This is a genomic window from Synechococcus sp. Cruz-7E5, from assembly GCF_024345995.1.
Classification (GTDB): Bacteria; Cyanobacteriota; Cyanobacteriia; order PCC-6307; family Cyanobiaceae; genus Regnicoccus_A.
In genome coordinates this window covers 40,794-54,803 of sequence record NZ_JAGQCE010000015.1, presented here as the reverse complement: position 1 = coordinate 54,803, position 14,010 = coordinate 40,794, and the positions used below count along the sequence as shown (strand labels likewise).

General features: G+C 64.4%; 17 protein-coding genes. 8 read left to right on the top strand and 9 right to left on the bottom strand.

Translation table 11 applies throughout. The features are described from left to right. Positions 1 to 36 precede the first annotated feature (36 nt). Together KBY77_RS13995 and KBY77_RS13990 are read right to left on the bottom strand one after the other, a co-directional pair. Positions 37 to 735, bottom strand: coding sequence for a Coq4 family protein (locus tag KBY77_RS13995; RefSeq protein WP_255105712.1), 699 nt, complete (start codon positions 733 to 735; stop codon positions 37 to 39). 137 nt (positions 736 to 872) lie between these two features. After that, positions 873 to 1,226, bottom strand: coding sequence for a DUF1003 domain-containing protein (locus KBY77_RS13990; protein WP_255105709.1), 354 nt, complete (start codon positions 1,224 to 1,226; stop codon positions 873 to 875). Between the two features lie 142 nt (positions 1,227 to 1,368). On the opposite strand from KBY77_RS13990, the gene KBY77_RS13985 reads away from it, so the two are divergent. Further along, on the top strand, positions 1,369 to 1,605 hold the full coding sequence (locus KBY77_RS13985) for a hypothetical protein (protein ID WP_255105707.1): 237 nt from the start codon (positions 1,369 to 1,371) through the stop codon (positions 1,603 to 1,605). Beyond that, a complete protein-coding gene (locus KBY77_RS13980; RefSeq protein WP_255105705.1) occupies positions 1,605 to 1,805 on the top strand; it encodes a hypothetical protein in 201 nt (66 codons plus the stop codon). Before KBY77_RS13985 ends, KBY77_RS13980 begins: the two co-directional genes overlap by 1 nt. Here KBY77_RS13980 and KBY77_RS13975 read toward each other — a convergent pair. The 3 genes from KBY77_RS13975 to KBY77_RS13965 form a co-directional block, all read right to left on the bottom strand. After that, positions 1,799 to 4,153, bottom strand: coding sequence for an arylsulfatase (locus KBY77_RS13975; protein WP_255105703.1), 2,355 nt, complete (start codon positions 4,151 to 4,153; stop codon positions 1,799 to 1,801). The two genes, KBY77_RS13980 and KBY77_RS13975, sit on opposite strands and share 7 nt — an antisense overlap. A gap of 341 nt (positions 4,154 to 4,494) precedes the next feature. After that, on the bottom strand, positions 4,495 to 5,118 hold the full coding sequence (locus KBY77_RS13970) for a 2OG-Fe(II) oxygenase (protein ID WP_255105701.1): 624 nt from the start codon (positions 5,116 to 5,118) through the stop codon (positions 4,495 to 4,497). A gap of 48 nt (positions 5,119 to 5,166) precedes the next feature. Continuing rightward, positions 5,167 to 5,634: a protein phosphatase gene (locus KBY77_RS13965; RefSeq protein ID WP_255105699.1), complete on the bottom strand. Its 468-nt coding sequence runs from the start codon at positions 5,632 to 5,634 to the stop codon at positions 5,167 to 5,169. A gap of 145 nt (positions 5,635 to 5,779) precedes the next feature. On the opposite strand from KBY77_RS13965, the gene KBY77_RS13960 reads away from it, so the two are divergent. From KBY77_RS13960 to cynS, 6 genes are all read left to right on the top strand, one after another. Beyond that, a complete protein-coding gene (locus KBY77_RS13960) occupies positions 5,780 to 6,040 on the top strand; it encodes a hypothetical protein (RefSeq protein WP_037981045.1) in 261 nt (86 codons plus the stop codon). Between the two features lie 41 nt (positions 6,041 to 6,081). Further along, positions 6,082 to 6,885 carry a methyltransferase domain-containing protein gene (locus KBY77_RS13955; protein ID WP_255105695.1) on the top strand — a complete coding sequence of 268 codons (804 nt, stop codon included), beginning with the start codon at positions 6,082 to 6,084 and terminating at the stop codon, positions 6,883 to 6,885. 24 nt (positions 6,886 to 6,909) lie between these two features. After that, positions 6,910 to 7,836 carry an oxidoreductase gene (locus KBY77_RS13950; protein ID WP_255105693.1) on the top strand — a complete coding sequence of 309 codons (927 nt, stop codon included), beginning with the start codon at positions 6,910 to 6,912 and terminating at the stop codon, positions 7,834 to 7,836. Then, entirely contained in the window at positions 7,833 to 9,086 is a 1,254-nt protein-coding gene (locus KBY77_RS13945) for a hypothetical protein (RefSeq protein ID WP_255105690.1), read from the top strand. Before KBY77_RS13950 ends, KBY77_RS13945 begins: the two co-directional genes overlap by 4 nt. 24 nt (positions 9,087 to 9,110) lie before the next feature. Next, complete coding sequence (locus KBY77_RS13940) at positions 9,111 to 10,394, top strand: mechanosensitive ion channel family protein (protein ID WP_255105688.1); 1,284 nt, start codon at positions 9,111 to 9,113, stop codon at positions 10,392 to 10,394. Positions 10,395 to 10,769: 375 nt separating this feature from the next. Next, a complete protein-coding gene (cynS, locus tag KBY77_RS13935) occupies positions 10,770 to 11,216 on the top strand; it encodes a cyanase (RefSeq protein WP_255105686.1) in 447 nt (148 codons plus the stop codon). Positions 11,217 to 11,231: 15 nt separating this feature from the next. Here the strand turns inward: cynS and KBY77_RS13930 are convergent, their stop codons facing one another. The 4 genes from KBY77_RS13930 to KBY77_RS13915 form a co-directional block, all read right to left on the bottom strand. Next, the gene (locus tag KBY77_RS13930) at positions 11,232 to 11,726 is read right to left on the bottom strand and encodes a DUF1348 family protein (protein WP_399212925.1); all 495 of its coding nucleotides are present in this window, start codon (positions 11,724 to 11,726) and stop codon (positions 11,232 to 11,234) included. Between the two features lie 298 nt (positions 11,727 to 12,024). Beyond that, on the bottom strand, positions 12,025 to 12,300 hold the full coding sequence (locus KBY77_RS13925) for an MSMEG_0570 family nitrogen starvation response protein (RefSeq protein WP_255105684.1): 276 nt from the start codon (positions 12,298 to 12,300) through the stop codon (positions 12,025 to 12,027). A gap of 64 nt (positions 12,301 to 12,364) precedes the next feature. Then, the gene (locus KBY77_RS13920) at positions 12,365 to 13,351 is read right to left on the bottom strand and encodes a sll0787 family AIR synthase-like protein (protein WP_255105681.1); all 987 of its coding nucleotides are present in this window, start codon (positions 13,349 to 13,351) and stop codon (positions 12,365 to 12,367) included. Then, on the bottom strand, positions 13,348 to 14,001 hold the full coding sequence (locus tag KBY77_RS13915) for an MSMEG_0567/Sll0786 family nitrogen starvation N-acetyltransferase (protein ID WP_255105678.1): 654 nt from the start codon (positions 13,999 to 14,001) through the stop codon (positions 13,348 to 13,350). Before KBY77_RS13915 ends, KBY77_RS13920 begins: the two co-directional genes overlap by 4 nt. Positions 14,002 to 14,010: the final 9 nt, after the last annotated feature.

Here is a 14,010-nt window from a genome sequence, read left to right as displayed (position 1 = left end):
GCGGTCAGAGCGATCGACCCATCGTCTCAAAGGGGCTCAGCTCAACAGGGCCAGTTCCTCCGCGAATGGGGTCGCCGCAAGAAGATCGGTGAGACCCAGCCGCTGACGCCAGTCGGCGATCGGCCGCTCCCAGCCTTCCTCCCAGCGCATCGCCAGCAGACTGGGGCCGAGGCGGGCAACCTCGAGGCCGAAGCGGATGCCATCCCATAGGCGCTCGTTCACCGTGGGGACTTCGAAGCCGTGAAAGATCCAGGCCGTCAACACGGCGGCAGCGCCCGGCTGGCGCAGGGCCGAGGCGTAATACGCCGAACCCGCCGCTTCGCCCGGCACATCCACCGGAATCGCGAGCACGGTGTGGTGAATGTCGTGGGTAGAGCGCAAGCGCTGTTGCAGGTAAGCGCCCTGGCCATCCATACCAGTGGTGGCAGGCGGCGGCGGCGCGTGTAGCCCGAGCCGGTCAAAACGAGCCTGGTAGAGCTGGCCAAGGCTCCCGCTGGGCAGGGCCCGCAGCTCCTCGGCAGAGGGCCACGGGCCCCAGTAGCGCTCGGAGGCAATTGCGCTGAGAGCGGGATTCTGCAGCAGCTCCGCCCGGCCCAGATCCCCCATCGGGGAGCTGGCGAGGGCATCAAGAAGCGGCACCGCATGGGGGAAAACGTGCTCCGGATCGTGGGCCGTTTCCAGCAGGGCCACGGCCGCCCGCAGGGTCCGGCGACGCAGCTCGGGATCAATCTTCATCGCGTAGGTGAGGCAAAGGTCAGGGCGGAGGCCAGGGGAGGCGGGGATGCAATTTCAAGGTGCCTGAAGATCCTGCAGCAGTTCGCCCATGTGCAGCAACTGCCGCCGTTGCTCATCTAGCAACACGTTCAGCTCCATTATCTCAACCCCCCGCAAGATACGGAGGCCTGACGGTTCTGACTCATCATGATTATCGGCGCTGCGTAGGCCGCCTGGAATGAAAGCATCAGATTGAGCAGAATGAATGGGTAGGGATCCCAGCGCTCGCTCTTGATACTGACATCGACAAGTATCCAGAGAATCAGAATGGCACTCTGAATGAGAGTGAAGCTCCCGGAACCAACCACAGCTGCGACGCGATCGGCAAGGTATTGACCCCAGGTCGGCTTATCGGTGGGAGGATTGAGACCAGGCTTTCTGCGCCGCAGTCGCTGGAGCAGGTGGTATTCCTCAGGAGTGATCTTCTTCATGATCGACTTGATTTCCGTCATGCCGCGGATCCACCGAAAATCCGGGAGCGAGGGGGAACATCGGTGTGGATGCCTGCCATGCCTATGTCACTGCAAGGGCCGGCATTAATCGAGCCGGTGGCGACCGTCTTGATGGCATTGCGCTCACGTGCTGAGGATGTTGATGGCCCGGGCCGCGATCACGGCGATGGTCAGCTGGGAGACTGTGCTCTGCAACATCAACCTCAGCTGCGCCCATGCGTTGAGGGGGATGGCTCCGGTGGGGCTGCACGGCATCGGGCACCCCCTCCTGGGGAAAGAACCAATCCGCCTGGATGACCAGGCGATTGAAGCGAGCCTCGGGACCGCCACGATCAACGTGCCAGAACGCCAGAGAAAAGGTGACCACGCGCGAGCGTGATGCTGCCGACAGCCACCACGAAGAGCCAGGTAGTGACGCGCTCGGTGCGCAACCAGCTTGACCGGCCTGCCGTGACTCCGACGGCCAGCATCGGAATCGAGGTGATGGTTGAACACCTGCTTGGCTTCCTGCAACGGGGCAGCAGAAGTTGGATCGCAGCGACTGGTTCCGGCGCCAGCGCTGCGAAGGGCAACTACTGACGCGCCAGGATCATGCGCATCTTTTCCTCCAGCGATTCCACCGATGTGCCGGTCACATCCACCAACGCCCGCTTCACGGTGCCGGTGAAGGCGAAAGGTGGCTTGTAATCAGGCATGGTGGGCGAGCCGGGATCTGCACCCACGGCGGCGCCAGCCGCCAGGCCAAGACTGAGGGGAATCGTGACCGGCAGATTCCCCTCACCCACCGGCTGGCCGTCCACGAACAACTTGATGTCTGCAGGAGTGCCCTTGCCGTTGGCGATGTCCGCCGGACCGGTGGGGGTGAACTCCATGCTGAAGATGTGATGGCCGCTGGGAATCGACGCCGTGGAGGTGATGCGGAAGTGGCTATCGGCCACGTAGTTGTAGCCGTAGGTGAGGATGCCGTTCTGCACATAGAACGCGAAGCCACCGTCGTTGCCGCCCATGCTGAACAACACCCCATCGGCTCCGCCTTCGGGCACCACGGCCTCCACCGAGATCGAGTGGGGGCGGTTCATCACCCTGGGGGCGGCGTTCGTGGGCACCACCTGGGTGCCGGGGTAATAGATGTAGCGCTGGCGATCGGGGGCGATCTGAGGACGCTCCACACCGAAACGCTGGGTGCCGCGGCTGTCGATCGGCAGCACGTTGTACTTGCCGGCCTCCACGTACCACATGCCGATCATGGCGATCAGGCGATCACGCTCGCTGGCGGCAAGGTCGTTGGTTTCAGCGAAATCGTCTTCGAGGTTGTAGAGCTCCCAGCCGTGGGCATCGAGCTGAATCAGCTGATCGTAGGAGATCGGATCGCCGAAGCGGCGGCCTGATTGGCTGAAGGAAGTACCGGGCCAGGGACATACGGCCCGCCAGCCATCGTGATACAGCGAGCGATGGCCGAACATCTCGAAGTATTGGGTGATGTGCCTGCTCGGGGCAGTGGCCTCGTCGAACGAGGAGGCCAGGCTGAAGCCCTCGATCGGGCTCTGAGTCACTCCGCGAATCGAGGTTGGAGCCTCGATGCCGAGCGCATCGAGCACGGTGGGCACCATGTCGATCGCATGGGCGTACTGGCTGCGGATCTCCCCCTTGGCGTTGATACCTTTTGGCCAGCTCACGATGAACGGATCGCTGGTGCCGCCCCGGTAGGTTTCGCGCTTCCAGCGCCGGAAAGGGGTGTTACCAGCGTGGGTCCAGCCCCAGGGGTAATGGTTGAAATATTTCGGTCCGCCGATGTCGTCTATGGCCGCCAGATTCTGCTCCAGGTTTTCGGGAACGTTGTTGAAGAACTTGCCCTCGTTCACAGATCCTGTGGGTCCACCCTCGGAGCTGGCGCCGTTGTCGGAGATCACCATGATCAGGGTGTTCTCGTATTCACCCAGATCCTTGAGGAACTGGATCAACTCACCGATGTAGTGGTCGGTGTGCTCCAGGAAGCCGGCGAACACCTCCATCATGCGCGCATACAAGCGACGCTCATCGGCCGAGAGAGAAGACCAGTCCTGCACGTCGGGATCGTGACGCGACAGCACGGTGTTGGCGGGAATGATACCCAGCTCCTTCTGGCGGGCGAACGTCTTCTGGCGATAGGCGTCCCAGCCATCGTCGAACTGGCCCTTGTACCTGTCGGCCCACTCCTTCGGCACATGGTGGGGCGCATGCATGGCGCCGGCGCAGAAGTACATGAAGAAGGGCTTGTTCGGTGCCACCTGCTTGGCATCGGCGATCATCGCTTTCGCCTTCTCCACCAGATCAGGCGTGAGGTGATAGCCCTGCTCTGGAGTTTTCTCCGGCTCCACCTGGGTGTTGTCGCGCACCAGTTCCGGGTAGTACTGGTGCGTATCGCCACCAAGGAAGCCATAGAAGCGCTCGAAGCCGCGGCCCAGGGGCCAGCGGTCGTAGGGGCCGGCCGCGGAGGTGGCTTCCGCAGGAGTGAGATGCCACTTGCCGACTGCGTAGGTGTTGTAACCCTTCTGCAGCAGGATTTCGGAGAGAAAACCGTTCTCGAAGGGGATGTATCCGTTGGAGCCGGGATAGCCCATCGACCCTTCCGTGATGCAGGCCAGCCCGTTGGAATGGTGGTTGCGACCCGTGAGCATGCAGGATCGCGACGGCGAGCACAGCGCCGTGGTGTGCATATTGCTGTAACGCAATCCATCGGCCGCCAGGGCATCCAGGTTCGGCGTGGCTATCGGACTGCCGTAGCAGCCGAGCTGGCCGTAACCCGTGTCGTCGAGCACGATGTAAAGCACGTTCGGCGCCCCTTCCCGAGCCCGGTTGGGCTCTGGCCAGGCCGGGGTCGACACGTCGGCTGTGCGGCCGATCACACCGGGGAAGGCGGAGCCCGACTTGTACTCGTTGAGAGGCATCGGAAGGCAGGCGCAAAGGATGGTTACTCACCCAGAAAACTAATAAGGCCAGCCGGGGACCGCTCAGGGCCGCCGAAATCTTTACCCGGCCTTAAAAGTGCCTACAGGCCTCTCTCAGGAGCCATCTGATGCGCAGATGGCAACGGCAGAAACCTGCGGATTGCGGTTGTGGTCAGCGAGGGATTGACGATGGTGTTCATGAGCCGGATGCCGGCCCTGATGTGAGTGCTTCGCGACTCGAGCAAGGATGCAGGCCCGGAATGATCAGAGCTTCGATCTACAAACTTAAGTGATCTCAGCAGTGGATCTTTGTGACCGGACTTTGAAACTTCCAATGGGCTTCAAGTGGCGGCGAGGCGGGCGATGTAGGCCTCCAGCGTGCCGGCGTTGATCCAGCCGGTGGCAATCGTCTTTGTGTGCTCCTGACTGACGCGGCCCCGGTGCGTGTGCGAAGGGCTGGCCGGAAAGATCAGCAGCTTGCCCCGCTCGGCCTCCTCATGGTGGTCCTGCCAGTGGAACTCGGTGCCGCCATCGGGAAGGGTGTTGAGATACAGGATCCAGGCCAGCACACGCCGGATCGGCTCGGTGGCCTCCTCGCTGGTAGTCCAGTCGCAGTGCCAGCTGCGGAAGCCCTCGCCTGGGGCATAGCGCTGCAGGTTGAAGATCGGGTTCACAAACAGGGAGCGCTCCGGGCACACTTCCAGGAGGAGCGGACGCTCCTGGAGGTAGCGCTTCAGTCCAGCGGACACCCCGCGCACGATCAGTTCAGCCAGGCCATGGGCCTCGGGGTCGGAACGATCGATCGCCACCAGGCTGATATCGGTCGAGACTTTGGCGGGTTGGGCAGGATCGTTGCCGAAGGCGACGCCAGGGCGGCGCAGATCCTCCCGCCGCTCATAGAAGCCCAGGGCCGCATCGGCGAGAGCGTCGTAGCCAGGATTTCTGTAGGTGGCGATCAGGCGCATGGCGGGCCTCCCTCAAGCTGGCACCGTAGGAACAGGCCCACTTCGCTCTCAGCCGAGCCAGGGGATAGCCACGACGGATTCATGGCGCACCCAGCTGTGCGGATCGGTGCTCACCTGCGCCGCCAGGCCCACCTGCTCCAGGGCATCCGCGAGGGTGGCGGCGGCCAGCCCGCCCTCTCCGCCGGCGGGCTCGAGGGGCAGGGCGAGCACCTGGGCTTCGGCGGGATCCGCCATCAGCTTGAGATTGATCGCCACCAGCTCCCGCTCAAAGAAAAGCCGCCGCATCCGGGCCATGGTGCGAGGGCCGATGGCGGCGGCGAAGGCCTCCAGACCCTCGCGGCTGCCATCGGCACCGCAGTTGAGCGCCAGCCAGATCAGCAGCTTCGCCCAGCTCTCGGTGGTCCACAGCGGCGGGAAGCTGGCGCGGTGCTGACGCACCAGCTCACCCAGGGCGAAATCGAACAGCCCGGCCTGCACGGCCGTGGCCTGGTCAGTACTGGCACCGGCTGAGGTCACGGATGGGGAATGGCGGCTGGGATCCAGGCTGCCGCAAGCATGGTGGCTGATCAGGAGTTCCGCACAGGAGCGACGGCTGGCGGGCCTGAACCGCCTCAGGGCCGCCCTTGGGGGCAAACTGCAAGAGCTTGCACAGGACACGCCCATGGCCCTGGATCTGAACGACCCGGAGCTCGAGTTCTCCGATCTGGTCTACGCCTACCAGAGCTGGGTGATGGCGGTCATCAACGACGAGAAGCTCGGTGGTGAAGAGAAACTGCTCACAGACGACATCACCGAGGACGCGCTCAACTCCATGCGCTTCCTGCCCGGTGAGGTGACCTCGGCGATCGAAACCTCCCTGGCCCGCGTCTACGACGTCGATCCCGACGAGCTGGCCGAGCTGCTCTTCCCCGGCGAAGACTGAACTTCGGGTCACACTGACCTGAGCTCACCACGCACACACCGGTGGCCACCGACACCTACCTGCTCGGCACCGACCCCCGCGAACTGGAGCGACTCCGGCGTCAGCACGAGCTCTGGCTGCCGGAGGCTCGGCGTGCCTGGCGCCGGGCTGACCTGAAACCTGGGGAGCGGGTGCTCGATCTGGGTGCCGGCCCTGGGTTCGTGTCCATGGAGCTGGCCAGGGAGGTGGGACCTGAAGGCCACGTGCTGGGCCTGGAGCTGAGTGCGGCCTACGTGGCAGCTGCCCGTGGCGCCGCTTCGGGCCTGAACCAGCTGGAGGTGCGCCAGCACGACCTATGCCGGGATCCCTTGCCCGAGGAACCCTTCGACCTTGTGTGGTGCCGCTGGGTGCTGATGTTCCTGGGCGAACTCGACCCCCTGCTCGATCGGCTCGCCGCCCAGCTGAGGCCGGGCGCGCGGCTGATCGTTCACGAGTACATCCACTGGAGCAGCTTCGGGTTGCATCCAGGCGCCGAGGGGGTAGCCAGCTTCGGCCGTGCCGCCCACGCCAGCTTCCTGGCCGCCGGCGGGGATCCGGACGTGAACCGGCGTCTGCCGAGGCTGCTGACTCAGCGGGGATTTCGCATCGATGAACTGCGGCCTCTCACAGTGGTGGGGCGCCTGGGCGACGGAGGGGCGCGCTGGCTGGAGCGTTTCGTGACCACCTACGGCCCGGAGCTGATCCGCCAGGGGCTCTGGAGCGACGGTGAGGCCAGGCGGGCCCAGGCCGAGATGGCGGCGGCTCGGCAGGATCCGGGCGCCTTCTGGGTGGGGCCCACGCTGATGGAAACCCGCGCGACACGATGACTGACTTGAGCGACGAGTAACCCGATGCCCTGGACCATGGCCGACAGTCCTGATCAGAGCGGCCGCATTGCCCTGATCACCGGAGCCAACAGCGGGCTTGGGCTGGAGACGGCCCGGGCCCTGGCCGGCCGCGGGGCCACGGTGGTGCTGGCCTGCCGTTCCCGCCGCCGGGGGGAAGAGGCCCGCGACGAGCTGCTGCCCGCGGCGGCGGCCGGGATGGAGGTGCTGCAACTGGATCTGGCCGATCTGGCCAGTGTGCGCGCCGGGGCGGATTGGATGCGGGAGCTCTACGGCCGCCTGGATCTGCTGATCAACAACGCCGGCGTGATGGCTCCGCCCCGGGGCCTCACCCGGGACGGCTTCGAGCTGCAGTTCGGCATCAATCACCTGGGGCATTTCGCCCTGACGTCCGCCCTGCTGCCTCTGATGGAGGGCCGCCCCGACGCCCGGGTGGTGACGGTGACATCCGGCGCCCAGTACTTCGGGCGGATCGCCTTCGACGACCTGCAATCGGAGCAGCGCTACGACCGCTGGGCCGCCTACAGCCAGAGCAAACTGGCCAACGTGATGTTTGCGCTGGAACTGAACGAGCGCCTGGCGGCGGCAGGCAGCACGGTGGCTTCTCTGGCCGCCCATCCCGGGCTGGCCCGCACCAACCTGCAGCCGGCGTCGGTGGCGTCCAACGGCTCCCGCCTCGAGGAGCTGGCCTACCGGCTGATGGACCCCCTCTTCCAGAGCGCCGCCATGGGGGCCCTGCCCCAGCTCTACGCCGCCACCTCCCCCGAAGCCCGGGGCGGTGAGCAATACGGCCCCGATCAATGGGGAGGGATGCGGGGCTGGCCGACCCAGGTGCGGATCGCGCCAGCGGCCCTCGACCCCCAGATCCGCCGGCGCCTCTGGGAAGTGAGTGAGCAGCTGGTGGGCCAGGCCGTTCCAGCTCAGGCCCCATGAGCAGGATTGCTGCCAGAACCCTCGGGGCCCTGGCAGCCATCCTGCTCTGCGGCGGCTGCCAGGGCTGGGGAGGGTCCGACAGCCTTTTCCTCTATGTGGAGACTGACTCCGTCAAAACCAATGCGGTGGAGCTGGGAGACAGCCAGAAGCGGACCCGCAGGCTGATCGAAGAGTTCCGCCAGGTGAACCCGGGCGTGAACATCCACGTCCGCCATCTGCCCAGCGACGCCTTCCTGCGCTCCACGGCCTTCCGCACCTCCCGTGGGCTCGGCCCCGATCTGATGGTGACCCGGGTGGTGACGGCCCTGCGCCTGAATCAGCAGAAGCTGAGTGAGCCGGTGGAGCTGGATCCCCAACGGCTCAAAGACATCGAACCGCGTTTTCTCGATGATTTCCGCGTCGGGCGCCACCTGCTGGCCGTGCCCCTGCTGGCGCAGCCGGAACTGGCCTGCTTCGACCGGCGACGCGTGCCCACACCACCGCGCGAACTCAATGAGCTGATCGGCCTCAGCGCCAAGGGCCTGAGGATCGGCCTGCCCCTGCGGCTCACGGATCTCTACTGGACCAGCAGCGCACTCCAGGCCAATGCGGCCGTTGAGCGCCTGCTGGAGGAGCCCGCCTCGGCCGACGCCGGCTTGATGATCAGCGCTAGCGACCGCCAGGACCTGCTGCGCTGGCTGAGCTGGCTCAACAACGCCAACCTGCAGCAGAACGTGGAGTTCGCGGATGAACCGGTTGACCTGGTCCAGCGGCTGGAGGAGGGCAGGCTCGGTTGGATCAGCTGCAACAGCCTCTGGCTGGAGCGGCTCGGCAAGGCGCTGGGGTCTTCGTTCGGGGTGTCGGAGCTGCCGGGCCGCGCTGGCGAGCCCGCTCAGGGGCTCACCCGACTGAAGGTGTGGAGTTTCGGGCGGCACTCCACACCCCGTCAGCGCCAACTGGCCAAGGAGTTCGTGCTGTTCACACTCAACCGGCTCAACCAGAAACGGCTGATGCTGGCTGCCCCCGGCAACCTGCCGGTGAACAGCACCGTGTTGATCCCCAGCAAGAGCTCCGCTGTGTTCGCGGCCCTGGCGGAGAGCCTCGACCGGGCCCAGCTGATGAGCTTCAGGGATCCTGACCGGATTGAGACACGCCTGGCCTGGATCAACGAGGTTCTGGAGCGCGCCATCGTGAATGCTGTGGCGCCCTCCGACGTGCTCAGGACCCTTCAGGCGGGTCCAGCCGCTGCACCTCCCTCCAGAAAGCCCTGAGCTCCGTCGTCCGCCCGATCGCCGATGCGCCTCTTTCTCTATGAGATCTCCGGTTGGCTGGGCTACCTGACCAGGCCCCAGGTGATGCTCCAGGTGCTCAGCGGGGCTGTGCTGTACGCCATCTACGCCATCTGGATCCGGCCCCAGCTGCTGGGTCGCGGCCACCGGCTGGAGTTCCTCGGCAGCCTGGGCCTGTTGCTGGGCCTGCGACTCAACGCTCTGGTGCTGGGCTGGCTGGGATTCCCCAACGGCCTGGCCCATTACGTGGCGCAGCTGTTCAGCCTCTGGATGGTGCTGGCCCTGGTGCAACTGGTGGCGCGGCGCTGGTTCACCGCTGCGAGCATCGAGCGCCTCTACCGCCAGCTGGTGCGTCCCCTGTTCGCGCTGCTGGTGGTGGGATCCCTGATCAACCAGCTGGATTCCCTGATCGATGTGGGCCAGATCCCCCTGATCACCCTGTTCGGCGAGCCGCTCACCGCCAGCGGCATCGTCCTGATCCTGACCATCCCCTATTTCCTGGTGGTGGTGTCGGAATATGCGGTGGTGGGACTGGGGGATCTGCTGCAGCGGCTGCTGGGCTTCTCCAGCAGCACCCGGGTGGCGGTGGAACTGGTGAGCCGCTATGTGGTGATCGCCGTGGGATCGCTCTGGGTGCTCAGGCGCATCGGACTGAACAGCACGGCGATCGCCGCCGTGGCCGGCGGGTTGTCGGTCGGGCTCGGCTTTGGCATCAAGGAGGTGTTCTCCAACTTCGTGAGCGGCCTCTGGCTGCTGTTCGAAGGTTCCGTGCGCCCTGGCGAGATCCTGTTCATCGATGGCGACCCCTGCGAGGTGCGCAGCCTCGGGTTGCGGGCGGCTGTGCTCTGGCGCGACCGCGACAACGCCGAGCTGGTGATCCCCAACCAGGACTTCTTCACCACAACGACCACTACCTACACCGGCAGCGATCGGATGCGCCGCAGCCAGGTGGACGTGTCGGCCGCCTACCGCCATGACCCTGAAACCGTGATTCGCCTGCTGGAGCAGGTGGCTCTGGCTTCACCGCGGGTGCTCCCCCAGCCGGCCCCGAAGGCCCTGCTGCTCAGCTACGGCGATTCCGGCATCAACTACGCCCTGCGCTTTTGGATCGAGAATCCGATGAACAATGCCAGCATTAAAAGCGAAGTGAGCAGCGCCATCTGGCACCGTTTCAGCGAGGAGGGCATCGAGATTCCCTTCCCGCAAAGGGTTATTCAACAGATCGTCCACGATCCGGACATACAGCAACCCGCAGACGAGATCGCCAAGCCAGAACCGGAGGGTCCGTAGCCTCCATCGCGCTGCAGGGTGGGCTGCAGCAGAAACACGATCCCGGGGTCGAGCCCTTCAGTGGATGGAGTGTGCAGATGGAGATTGCCCACCACTCTGGCCCGAGCAACTCGGGAAAGACTAGTTCCTGGATTCTCTATATTGACAAACATATTCAGCAACGACAGAAGGGTTCATCAAGCAGCGAAGTATCGGCCTGAAAGGGTAGCAATAGCAATGGTGCTTCACACGCGTGGGAGGCAGTGGCAGGGCAGTGGTAGGGCAGTGGCAACTGAATGGGAGCCCCCATAACATGGAAGATCCTTTTGCGGCTAATCTAAGCCAGCCAGAAGGTAGCTCCCTCTTTCATGGCTCCCCCACTTTTTCGATTAAGCCATGAGCCCACTGACCCCTCTCAGCCACACCCTGCTCAACGCCAAGCGCCGGAAAGGGATCAGCTTCACCGAGCTGGAATCACTTCTGAATCGTGATGAAGTATGGATTGCGAGCCTGCTTTACGGCCAGGCCACGGCCTCACCGGAGGAAGCACAGATCCTTCTGGCAGCCCTGGATCTCGATCCCAGCCTGGCCAGCGAACTCTCCACACCTCCAGTGAAGGGGTGTCTCGATCCTGTGCTCCCCACCGACCCCCTCATTTATCGCTTCTACGAAATCATGCAGGTGTATGGTCTGCCGTTGAAAGATGTCATCCAGGAGAAATTCGGTGATGGCATCATGAGTGCAATCGACTTCACCCTGGAGGTCGACAAAGTGGAACATCCAGCCGGTGACCGAGTCAAGGTCACCATGTGCGGCAAGTTCCTTGCTTACAAGAAGTGGTGACCCGAACATATCCCATCAAAGGCCGAGTTCTGTGAGACCAGGGTGGTCTTGTGGCCTCGGTCCCTGCGGCCAGAGGAATTTGCGATCCTCGTCGGCAATCGGCACATCGTTGATGCTGGCCTCACGCCGTCTCATCAGACCCTGATCACTGAACTCCCAGTTTTCGTTGCCATAGGCCCGATACCACTGGTCGATTTCATCATGCCACTCGTACTGAAAACGGACCGCAATGCGGTTGTCGTGCCAAGCCCATACCTCCTTGATCAGTCGATAGCCATTCTCCTTGGCCCACTTGCGCTTCAGAAATGCCACAATTTCCTGGCGTCCCGTGATGAATTCTGAGCGATTACGCCAGTAGCTGTCTTCCGTGTATGCCTGCGATACTCTGACGGGGTCCCTGGAATTCCAGGCATCTTCCGCCATTCTTGCTTTCTGTATCGCCGATTCCTGGTTGAACGGTGGCAGCGGAGGCTTTGCAACCTGGGATGTGATCTCGGTCAAAACAGACACTATATTGATCTATCAATGGCTAACTGAATCCACGACCTCACTACGTATCAAGCGCTACCGGGGGAAGGCCACTCTCTGCTGGAAGTTATGGAGAAGCAATACAAGAATATTACGCACTACAAGGCAACTGGCCGCCCTGTCGCCCTAAGAGGAGCCGAGGAAGACGCGATCGCTCGCAATCTGCTGGCTCATTCAAATCATGACAAGGCAGGCATCACTGCAAGGTAGGCATCACTTGGACCTGGAACAATCTTGCGGCAAGACTGTCACGGAAGATGTTGTCGTACAGCAAGCTGGCTCATGGGGCGCTGATACGCACCAGCTGATCATCCGCGTAGGCCGCGGCGGTATGGAGCAACTGGCGCTCCTCCTCGTGGGTCCGGGTGCAGGCGAAGCCATAACGGGCCCGCACCCGCTCGGAGGCCAGACGCAGGGCCTGAGTCCCCCGGCTGGTCAGCTCAGCCACCTCCAGGCTCTGGCCGGGCTGGAGGTAGTTCAGGATCACGGTGGAGGGTGAGTAGAGCACCGTGGTGCGGCCATCGGGCCAAGCCAGTTGCAGGTGGACTTCGGGCACGGAGCCTTGGCATGGACGAACTGGGGCGGATCCTCCCCGAAGCAACCAGCACCAGTGGTAGGCGTCAGCACCGGGCCCCGAATCCCGTGAGTGTCTCACCGCCGCGCCAGAGCTCATGGCAGCGCCCAGCCTGTCGCAGGCTGAGCCCCCCACCAACCGGCCCGAACCGACCGATGCAGGCCAGCTGCAGGTCAGCGAACGGCGCCACGGCCGCCTCCAGGGCCCCGTCCTGCTCAGGAACGGCGGCCAACAGGTAGCCATAGCTGGGGAAGCAGCTGAGCCAGTCGTCGATGCTCAGCCCCGGCGGCGGAAGGATGGCGTTGAGATCAAGCTCCAGGCCGCAGCCCGCGGCTTCAGCGAACATCACGGCCGTGCCGATCAGCCCTCCCATGCTGATGTCCTTGGCCGCATGGACCGTGCCGGCTTCCGCCAGTTCCGCCATCAGGGCCAGATGACGGCGCAGCAACTCGGGCTCCGCCCTGGTGGCCGCATCCCAGAAGGGGTAGGGGTGATGGACATGGCCGCTGGTGTTGATCAGCAGATGGCAATGGTCACCTGGGCGTGCGAAGCGGGCCGAGAGCACCGGGCCAGCCGCCACTCCCAGCACGGCCACTGAAAGAGCGTTGTAGGGGCTGTGGAGGTTGGTGTGTCCTCCCACCACCGGCACCTGGAACGTCTGAGAAGCCACGCGCATGCCCTCAAAGATGCGATCGGCGTGCCTGGCATCACCACTCCAGAGACTGTTGACCATCGCCAGCGGCCGCCCGCCCATGGCGGCGATGTCGCTGAGGTTCACCAGCACTCCGCTCCAGCCCGCGAACCAGGGGTCCTGCTCCACCAGCTCGGGATGGAGGCCCTCACAGGCCAGCAGCAGCGAGCCTGCGGCGGCGGGCAACAGGGCGGCATCGTCGCCCAGGGCCGCCGCAATGCCGAGGGCCGGGAAGGGGAGATGGGGAAAATGGGCCGCGGGCCGCTGGATGTCGGTCTTGCCGCGCCACCCAGCCAGTTGGCGCAGCCGGGAGACCAGAACCTCCAGATCGGGCTCGCTCATGCCGCCTGGGGCAGGGGCTGCACGGGTGGCAGCTCCGGCCGCCGCTCATGCGACGGGACGTAGTAGTCGAGGTCGGCCTCCATCAGATGGTGGCTGACGCCACGGATCTCCAGGGCCTCCACCGAACACCAGTGCAGGCGCCTGAAGAAGCGCACGTTCTGAATCTGCACCGTGGCCAGAAATCGCCGGCAGCCCCAGCCATGGGCCGTGGTCACAGCCTTCCAGATCAGGCCTTTGCCGATCTGATTGTGCCTTCGGAAGTCGGCGGCCACCCCCAGACGGCCGCCATACCAGAGGCCTGGGCTGGTCTCGAGAATGCGCACTACCCCCACCACCGAACCCGCGTTCTCACCGCTGTGGGTCAGGGCCGCGATCGGGTAGGCGAGGTCATCGCTCGCGTCGCGGTCGGAAGCCTCGAACAGGTGCTGCTCCTCGCAGAAGATGCGGGTGCGCAGGCCCCAGTAGCCCGCCAGCAGGGGGGATCCGTGGCGCAGCAGATGAAAGGAGAACCGATCGGAGCAGGCGCCTGGGGAGAGGCGGAAGTCGTCGGCATCGACACCGAGTCCCCAGCGAACCGAGGGCGTGTAGGCCGCCGGAGCGGAGCTTGGACTGCGGCCGATCTCATGGCTGGAGGGGTCGATGAAGAACATGCCGTCGGT

What these genes read in the sequence shown, in the direction of transcription:
- KBY77_RS13995 (WP_255105712.1), bottom strand. Translation starts at nt 735, where the DNA reads ATGAAGATTGATCCCGAGCTGCGTCGCCGGACCCTGCGGGCGGCCGTG.
- KBY77_RS13990 (WP_255105709.1), bottom strand. Translation starts at nt 1,226, where the DNA reads ATGACGGAAATCAAGTCGATCATGAAGAAGATCACTCCTGAGGAATAC.
- KBY77_RS13985 (WP_255105707.1), top strand. Translation starts at nt 1,369, where the DNA reads ATGGCCCGGGCCGCGATCACGGCGATGGTCAGCTGGGAGACTGTGCTC.
- KBY77_RS13980 (WP_255105705.1), top strand. Translation starts at nt 1,605, where the DNA reads ATGCTGCCGACAGCCACCACGAAGAGCCAGGTAGTGACGCGCTCGGTG.
- KBY77_RS13975 (WP_255105703.1), bottom strand. Translation starts at nt 4,153, where the DNA reads ATGCCTCTCAACGAGTACAAGTCGGGCTCCGCCTTCCCCGGTGTGATC.
- KBY77_RS13970 (WP_255105701.1), bottom strand. Translation starts at nt 5,118, where the DNA reads ATGCGCCTGATCGCCACCTACAGAAATCCTGGCTACGACGCTCTCGCC.
- KBY77_RS13960 (WP_037981045.1), top strand. Translation starts at nt 5,780, where the DNA reads ATGGCCCTGGATCTGAACGACCCGGAGCTCGAGTTCTCCGATCTGGTC.
- KBY77_RS13950 (WP_255105693.1), top strand. Translation starts at nt 6,910, where the DNA reads ATGCCCTGGACCATGGCCGACAGTCCTGATCAGAGCGGCCGCATTGCC.
- KBY77_RS13945 (WP_255105690.1), top strand. Translation starts at nt 7,833, where the DNA reads ATGAGCAGGATTGCTGCCAGAACCCTCGGGGCCCTGGCAGCCATCCTG.
- KBY77_RS13940 (WP_255105688.1), top strand. Translation starts at nt 9,111, where the DNA reads ATGCGCCTCTTTCTCTATGAGATCTCCGGTTGGCTGGGCTACCTGACC.
- cynS (WP_255105686.1), top strand. Translation starts at nt 10,770, where the DNA reads ATGAGCCCACTGACCCCTCTCAGCCACACCCTGCTCAACGCCAAGCGC.
- KBY77_RS13920 (WP_255105681.1), bottom strand. Translation starts at nt 13,351, where the DNA reads ATGAGCGAGCCCGATCTGGAGGTTCTGGTCTCCCGGCTGCGCCAACTG.
- KBY77_RS13915 (WP_255105678.1), bottom strand. Translation starts at nt 14,001, where the DNA reads ATGTTCTTCATCGACCCCTCCAGCCATGAGATCGGCCGCAGTCCAAGC.